Source organism: Cellulomonas sp. ACRRI, assembly GCF_022346185.1.
Classification (GTDB): Bacteria; Actinomycetota; Actinomycetes; order Actinomycetales; family Cellulomonadaceae; genus Cellulomonas.
The window spans coordinates 1-7,512 of sequence record NZ_JAKRMS010000167.1 but is presented as its reverse complement, the minus strand read 5'-3'; the positions used below and the strand labels follow the sequence as shown (position 1 = coordinate 7,512).

7 protein-coding genes are annotated in these 7,512 nt (G+C 78.3%); 1 reads left to right on the top strand and 6 read right to left on the bottom strand.

Going from position 1 to position 7,512, the window contains the following annotated elements; translation table 11 throughout:
- From MHY85_RS19320 to MHY85_RS19295, 6 genes are all read right to left on the bottom strand, one after another.
- A partial coding sequence (locus MHY85_RS19320) for a glycosyltransferase family 4 protein (protein WP_239199679.1) occupies nucleotides 1-1,176 on the bottom strand: 1,176 nt, incomplete at its 3' end.
- Nucleotides 1,173-2,276, bottom strand: a complete 1,104-nt coding sequence (locus MHY85_RS19315; protein WP_239199677.1) for a DegT/DnrJ/EryC1/StrS aminotransferase family protein — start codon at nucleotides 2,274-2,276, stop codon at nucleotides 1,173-1,175. The genes MHY85_RS19315 and MHY85_RS19320, both read right to left, overlap by 4 nt.
- A complete protein-coding gene (locus tag MHY85_RS19310) occupies nucleotides 2,273-2,980 on the bottom strand; it encodes a NeuD/PglB/VioB family sugar acetyltransferase (RefSeq protein ID WP_239199676.1) in 708 nt (235 codons plus the stop codon). Before MHY85_RS19310 ends, MHY85_RS19315 begins: the two co-directional genes overlap by 4 nt.
- Nucleotides 2,977-4,107 (bottom strand): DegT/DnrJ/EryC1/StrS aminotransferase family protein, encoded by a 1,131-nt coding sequence (locus MHY85_RS19305; RefSeq protein ID WP_239199683.1) that lies wholly within the window; start codon nucleotides 4,105-4,107, stop codon nucleotides 2,977-2,979. Before MHY85_RS19305 ends, MHY85_RS19310 begins: the two co-directional genes overlap by 4 nt.
- Before the next feature lie 14 nt (nucleotides 4,108-4,121).
- The gene (locus MHY85_RS19300; RefSeq protein ID WP_239199674.1) at nucleotides 4,122-5,129 is read right to left on the bottom strand and encodes an NAD-dependent epimerase/dehydratase family protein; all 1,008 of its coding nucleotides are present in this window, start codon (nucleotides 5,127-5,129) and stop codon (nucleotides 4,122-4,124) included.
- Entirely contained in the window at nucleotides 5,126-6,193 is a 1,068-nt protein-coding gene (locus MHY85_RS19295) for a Gfo/Idh/MocA family protein (RefSeq protein ID WP_239199672.1), read from the bottom strand. The genes MHY85_RS19300 and MHY85_RS19295 overlap by 4 nt, the downstream gene beginning before the upstream one ends.
- Before the next feature lie 168 nt (nucleotides 6,194-6,361).
- On the opposite strand from MHY85_RS19295, the gene MHY85_RS22085 reads away from it, so the two are divergent.
- On the top strand, nucleotides 6,362-7,512 hold a 1,151-nt coding region (locus MHY85_RS22085; RefSeq protein ID WP_374234139.1), incomplete at its 3' end, for a TfoX/Sxy family protein.

The window sequence follows — 7,512 nt, the reverse complement described above, 5'->3', positions numbered from 1 at the left end:
GGCCAGCGACGCGCGGAACTTCGCCAGGTCCACCGCGCACCGCAGCAGCGCCCTGCGGCGCACCGCCTCGCTCGGGCGGGTGCTGACCGCGTCGGCGTACACCGCGTCCAGCCGGCGCCCGGCCGCCGCCAGGCCGTACGCGTCGAGCACCACACCCCGCCCCAGGGCCCCCCGCCGCGCCCGCAGGCCCGGGTCGGCGAGCAGCGGCGCCAGCTCGCGCTCCAGGTCGGCGCCGTCGCCGGGCCCCTCGCACAGCCACCCGTCGTGCAGGAACCCCGGCAGCGTGTCCCGGGTCAGCGCCCGCCAGGCGCCGCGGTCGCCCTGGACGACGACCGGCTTGCCGAACGCCATGCCGCGCAGCACCGACGAGCCCATGCCGAGCACCACGTCGGCCGCGTCGTACGCCGGGCGCGGGTCGAGCAGCTGCCCGGTCACGACGACGACCTGGTCGCCGACCGCGGCGTTGACCGCGTCCGCGCGCGCGGCGACCCGTGCCTGCTCGGGCCCGGCCCCGGCGACCACCAGGCGGACCGGGCCGGGCCACGCCCCGTCGGGCCGCCGCGCCGCCAGCCGCCCCACCGCCTCGATCGCCGCCACCACGCCGTCCGCCTTGCCCAGGTCGGTCGACAGCCGGCCGACGACGGACAGCACGAGATCGTCCGGGCCGAGACCCAGCAGCGCCCGCGCGTCCGGCCCCGCTGCGCCGGGGGCGTCCCGCACGGTGTCGACGGGTGGCTCGATCAGGTGCACCCGGTCGCGGTGCGCCCGCTGCTGCTCGTGCAGCCGCCGGGTCCCGACCACCAGCGGCTCGTGGCGCGGCACGTGCTCGGGCACGTCCATCGACAGCACGGTCGTGACCAGCGGCGTGCCGAGCCGGCGGTGGGGGCCGAACGCCAGGTCGACCGACGGTCCCCACTCGTACCCGTGCACGACGTCCACGCCGCGGTCCACGACCAGCCGGCGCAGCGCGGCCATGTTCCGCGGCGAGGGCCACCGGCCCTCCTGCGGCGCCCGCACGTACTCGAGACCGAGCGCGCCGACCAGCGGCACGAGGTCGCCGTCCGGGCCGAACATCAGCACGTCGTGGCCGGCCCGCGCCGCCTCGTGCGCGAGCTGCACGGCGTTGAGCTGGCTGCCGCCGACCTCCATCACGCCCGGGTAGACGAGGATCCTCACGCGACCGCCCTCCGCAGCACCTCGACGACCCGCTCCTGCTGCGCCGCCGTCAGGTGCGGGTGCATCGGGAGCGACAGGATGCGGCCCGCGGCGGCCTCGGCCACCGGGAACGCCCCGGGTCCGAGCCCGAGGTGCCGGTAGGCGCCGGTGAGGTGCAGCGGCACGGGGTAGTGCACCCCGGCCCCGACACCCGCCTCGTGCAGCGCGGCGAGCACCCGGTCGCGGTCGGGCACCTGGACGACATACAGGTGCCAGACGTCCTCGTTCGCCGGGTCGGCCACGGGCGGCCGGACCGCCGGCAGGTCGCGGAGCAGGTCGGCGTACCGCGCCGCCGCCGCCCGGCGTCGCGCGTTCCACCCGGCGAGCCGGCGCAGCTTGGCCTCCAGCACCACCGCCTGCACCGTGTCGAGCCGGGAGTTCATCCCGACGACGTCGTGCCGGTACTTCCGCGTGCTGCCGTGCGCGGCGAGGGCGCGCACGCGGTGCGCCACCGCCGCGTCGTCGGTCGTCACCGCGCCGGCGTCCCCCGCCGCGCCCAGGTTCTTGCCCGGGTAGAAGCTAGTGCCCGCCGCGATGCCGAGCGTGCCGGCCGGCCGGCCGTGGCGGCGCGCGCCCTGCGCCTGCGCCGCGTCCTCCACCAGCGGGACCCCGGCGTCCGCCGCGGTCTTCAGCAGCTCCTCGACCGGCGCCACCTGCCCGAACAGGTGCACCGGCACCAGCGCCGCCGTCCGGGGCCCCACCGCCGCGCGCACCGCCGCCGGGTCGACGAGCAGGTGCACCGGGTCGACGTCGACCAGCACCGGCACCGCGCCGATCCGGGAGACCGCCTCGGCCGTCGCCACGAAGGTGTTGACCGGCAGCACCACCTCCCCGCCCGTCCCGACGCCGACCGCGCGCAGCGCGAGCTCGAGCGCGTCCGTGCCGTTAGCGACGCCGACGCAGTGCCGCGCGCCGACGGCCGCGGCGTAGGCCGCCTCGAACCGGCCGACGGCGGGGCCGCCGACGAACGCGGTGGTCGCGAACACCTCGTCCAGCCCGGCGCGCACCTCCGCGTGCACCTCCGCCTGCTGGGCGGCGAGGTCGACCAGGGGGATCCTCATGCGCGCACCGCCGTCCCGCCGTCGCGGGCCTGCCGGTCCCCGTGCGTGCGGCCGTCGACCGCCCGGTGCAGCGGCCGGGCCGGCACGCCCGCCCAGGTCTCGTCGTCCGGCAGGTCCGTCAGCAGCACCGCGCCCATGCCCAGCGTGCTGCCCGCCCCGACGCGGACCCGCTCGCGCACGGCCGAGCGCATCCCGAGGTACGCCCGCGGCCCCACCCGCACCCCGCCGCCGAGGGTCGCCCCCGCGGCGAGCGTGGCCGCGTCCCGCACGTCGTCGTCGTGCGTGAGGGTCACGTGCGGCATCAGCACGACGTGCCGGCCGACCCGGACGTCCGCGGTGAGCACCACGCCGGCGAGGAGCACCGAGCCGGCGCCCACCGTGCAGCCGTCCGGCACCTCGACGGAGGGGTGCACGACGGTCGCCCACCGGTCCGGGCCGACGCCGGCCGCGGCGAGCCGGGTCACCAGCCCCGCGCGCGCCCGCCCGTGCCCCACGCACGCGAGCACGGCCGCCTCCGGCAGGTCCGCCAGCGCGCGCACACCGCCGAGCACCGGCACCCCGCCGACCTCGCGGCCGTGCGTCGCCGGGTCGTCGTCGAGCACCCCGACCGGCGCGTACGGACCGTGCCGCCGGACCACCGCGAGGACCTCGCGAGCCAGCCCGCCGGCCCCGACCAGCACGAGGGGCCGGCCCCCCGCGGTCACCGGACCGCCCCGCCGACGGCCGCCCGGAGCACCTCGACCACGCGGTCCTGCTCGGCGCCGGTCATCTCGTGGAACAGCGGCAGGATCAGCGTCCGGTCGGTGAGGCGCTCGGTCACCGGCAGCGCGACCGGCCCGTGGTCCCCGCCGGCGTACGCGGGCTGCCGGTGCGCGGCCATGATCCCGCGCCGCGCCGACACGTCCGCCGCGGCCAGTCGCGCGAGCAGCCCGTCCCGGTCGACCGGCGACCCCGGCAGCACCTCCACCCAGTACGACTGGAAGTTGCCCGACCCCCACGGCGGGTCGGCCACCGGCCGCAGGACCGGGAGGTCCGCGAGCTGCTCGGCGTACGCCGCGGCGAGCGCGCGGCGCCGGGCGACGGCCTCCGGGAGCCGGCCGAGCTGCACCAGCCCGACCGCGGCCTGCAGGTCGGTCATCCGGTAGTTGAACCCGACCTCCAGGTACTCCTCGGGCGGGGCCAGCACGGCGCCGTGGCGATCGGCGGCCGACACGCTCATCGCGTGCTCGCGCAGCCGGCGCGCCCGGTCCGCCCAGTCCGAGCGGCCGGTGGTGAGCATCCCGCCCTCGCCGGTCGTCAGGATCTTCCGCGGGTGGAAGGACCACGCGGCGACCTCGGCTCGCGCGCCCACCGGCGCGCCGCGGTACGTCGACCCCGCCGCGCACGCGGCGTCCTCGACCACCACGACGCCGAGCGGGTCGGTCACGGCGCGGACGGCGTCCAGGTCGACCGGCACGCCGCCCTGGTCGACCGCGATCACGGCCGTGGTCCGCGGGGTCAGCGCCTCGGCGACCGTCGCCGCCGTCACGTTCCCCGTCCGGAGGTCGACGTCGGCGAAGACGGGGCGCCCTCCCGCGTGCACCACGGCGTTCGCCGTCGCCACGAAGGACAGCGAGGGGACCACGACGTCGTCGCCGGGCCGCACCCCCGCGACGACCAGCGCCAGGTGCAGGGCCGCCGTGCAGGACGACAGCGCGACCGCCCGCCCCGACCGCTGCGACGCGGCGAACGCCTCCTCGAACGCGGCCACCCGCGGGCCCTGCGCGACCCAGCCGGACGCGAGCACCTCGGTGACCGCGGCCACCTCCTCCGCGCCGAGCCAGGGTCGCATGACGTGCAGCGTGGTCACGGCGACACCGCCGCGCCCGCGGGGTCCCGGCCCGCCGCGACGGCCGCCCGCCGCGGGCGCCACCAGTCGACGAGCTCCCGGAGCCCCTCGTCGAGCCCCACCTGGGCGACGAACCCGAGGTCCCGGCGCGCGGCCGCGGTGTCGGCCAGCCGCCGGGGCACCCCGTTCACCGCCCGCTCCGGCCCGTGCTCGACGGCGAGGTCGCTGCCCATGACGCGCAGCAGCGCCTCGGCGAGCTGCAGCAGCGACGTCTCGGTGCCGCTCGCCACGTTGTACGCGCCCCCGGCCACCCCGGACGTCACCGCCAGCACGTTGGCCCGCGCCACGTCCCGGACGTGCACGAAGTCCATCGTCTGCCGGCCGTCCCCGAACACCAGGGGCGGCAGCCCGTCGGCGATCCGCTCCATCCAGCGCACGAGCACCTCGGTGTACCGGCCGTGCACGTCCATCCGCGGCCCGTACACGTTGAAGTACCGCAGCATGACGGTGTCCAGGCCGTGGGTCGCCCGGAACGCCCGCGCCATGCCCTCCGTGAACGACTTGGCGGCGCCGTAGAACGTGTCGTTATTGTGGTGGTGGTGCCGCTCCCCGGTCGGGAACTCCTCCGCCGCCCCGTAGACCGACGCGCTCGACGCCGCCACCACCTGGGCGACCCCGTGCTCGGCGGCGGCCTCCAGCACCGTGAACGTGCCGTCGACCAGCACCTCGAGGGCGAGGCGCGGCTCCTCGGCGCACTGCGTGATCCGGATCGCGGCCTGGTGGAACACGACGTCGGCGCCGCGCACGACGTCGTGCACGGCGTCCCGGTCCCGCAGGTCGCCGACCACCAGGTCGAGGCGCCCGGACGCCAGCGCACCCGCGAGGTTGTCCCGGCGGCCGCGCGACAGGTCGTCGAGCACCACGACGCGGCCGGCCCCCGCCGCCAGCAGCTGGTCGACCAGCGTGGACCCCACCGTGCCCGCACCGCCGGTCACCACGACCCGCGCGCCCGCCAGCGCGGTCACCGACGGCGGCCCTTCGCGCCGGCGCCCACCAGGTCGCCCCGGGCGACCGGCACCAGCCGGCCGCCGTCGGACAGGCTCAGCGACGCCGACTCCAGCACGTCCAGCACCCGCAGGCCCGCGTACCCGTCGGTCAGCGGCGCCCGGCTCACGCGCACCGCGGCGGCGAACTCCTCGACCACGGCGGCCAGCGCCTCGCGCTCGGGCAGCGCGGGTGACCACGCGTCGCCGAGCCGGTAGGACACCCGCGCGCTCGCCCGGTCGGGCAGGCTCTCCCCCGGGTCGACGCCGCGGTCGTAGACGGTGAGCCGCTGCTGCGGGGCCAGGTCGTCCCAGACCAGGGTGCGCCGGCTGCCGCCGACCACCATCTGCCGGATCTTCGTGGGGCTGAGCCAGTTGACGTGCAGGTGCGCCAGCGCCCCGCCGGCCAGCGGCAGGGTGAGGTAGCCGACGCACGACCGACCGACGCCGAGCGGGTCGCCGCCCTGCGCCGCGACGCCCGTGGGCACCAGCCCGCCGGGGACGACGAAGTCGAGGATCGACAGGTCGTGCGGCGCCAGGTCCCAGAACACGTCCACGTCCGGCTGCACGAGGCCGAGGTTGATCCGCACCGAGTCGACGAAGTGCAGGTCGCCCAGCGAGCCGTCGGCGACCATGTCCCGGATGGCCCGCACGGCGGCCGTGTAGCAGAACGTGTGGTCGACCATCAGCACGCGCCCCCGCTCGGCGGCCCGGGCCACCATGCGCCGGGCGTCCGCGCCGTTGGCGGCGATCGGCTTCTCCACGAGCACGTGCTTCCCGGCGTCGAGCGCGGCCAGCACGATCCCGGCGTGGGTCGCCGCGGGCGTCGCCACCGCCACCGCGTCGACGTCGTCCCGCGCCAGCAGCTCGGCCGGGTCGGTGAGCACCTCGACCGTGCTGCGCCCGCCGACCACCCGGCGGGCCCGCTCGGGATCCCGGTCGCACACCGCGACCAGGTCCCAGTCCGTCGACGCTCGGAAGTTCCGGGCCAGGTTGGGGCCCCAGTACCCCGCGCCGACCACCGCGATCCGTAGCGGATCTGCCATGCGGCTCGCCTCCTCGTGACGTAGCCGTAGTGTGACCAGCCCGATTCGGACATGTCACGCATATCGGACATTTCTCACCCGGTCCCCCGGTGCCACCCCGGGCGGCCGACGCCGTATCGTCCGGAGGGTCGCCGCGCCCGGCCGCGGGCGGGCGGCCCGGGAGGCCGCGTGGACGCCAGCCAGGACCCCGCCGCGGAGGTCGCGCGCTCCCCCGCGGCCCCCGGCGCCCCGGTGCGCCGGGCACCGACGAGCGCCCCGGGCGCCGACGTCGACCCGCGCGCCACGATCGGGCCGGGCACGCGCGTCTGGCACCTCGCGCAGGTGCGCGAGGGCGCCGTGCTCGGCGCGGACTGCGTCGTCGGACGCGGCGCCTACCTCGGCCCCGGCGTGCGGGTCGGCGACCGCTGCAAGATCCAGAACCACGCGCTGGTCTACGAGCCGGCGCTGCTGGAGGACGGCGCGTTCATCGGCCCCGCCGCCGTGCTGACCAACGACCTGCACCCCCGCGCGGTCAACCCCGACGGCACGCTGAAGTCCGCCGACGACTGGCACGCGGTCGGCGTCACCGTGCGGGCCGGGGCGTCCGTCGGCGCGCGGGCGGTGTGCGTGGCGCCGGTCGTCGTCGGCCGGTGGGCCCTCGTCGCGGCGGGGGCCGTCGTCACGCGGGACGTGCCGGACCACGCGCTCGTCGCGGGAGTCCCGGCGCGACGCGTCGGCTGGGTCGGGCGCACCGGCGAGCGGCTGGTCGCCGACGGCCCCGGCCGGTGGCGCTGCCCGGCGACCGGCGACGCGTTCGCCGAGGAGGACGGGGGCCTGCGCCCGGCGACGCCCGCGGACGACGCCGGCTCCGTGCACCCCGGCGTTCCCCGGCGCGCCCGCCCCCGCCCGCCCGACCGGCACCCGGGCGCCGGCACCGACGCCGACGACCTCGCCGCCCGGGTCCGCGCCCTGCTCGCCGCCGACGCCTCCGACGCCGCGGACGCCGCGGACGCCGCCGACCCCGCGCCCCTGTCGGACCGGCCGATGTTCGGCGGCGTCTCGTTCTTCCTCGGCGACGCCATGGTCGCCAGCGCGCGAGGCAGCGGCGACCTGCTGGTGCGGGTCGCGTCCGACCGGCACGAGGAGCTCGCCGCTCGCCCCGGCGCCGCCGCCTCCCGCATGGGCGGGCGGACCATGGGCCGCGGCTGGCTCACGATCGACGCGGCGGCGCTGGCGACCGACGAGGCGCTGGCCACCTGGCTCGCCCTCGCCTGCGAGGCCGCCCCCGGCCGCCGCCCCGCCGCCGCCCCGCGGTTCGAGCGCCGGGACCTGCCCGCCCG

Coding starts and splice junctions, on each gene's coding strand:
- MHY85_RS19315 (WP_239199677.1), bottom strand. CDS start 2,276: ATGAGGATCCCCCTGGTCGACCTCGCCGCCCAGCAGGCGGAGGTGCAC.
- MHY85_RS19305 (WP_239199683.1), bottom strand. CDS start 4,107: ATGCGACCCTGGCTCGGCGCGGAGGAGGTGGCCGCGGTCACCGAGGTG.
- MHY85_RS19295 (WP_239199672.1), bottom strand. CDS start 6,193: ATGGCAGATCCGCTACGGATCGCGGTGGTCGGCGCGGGGTACTGGGGC.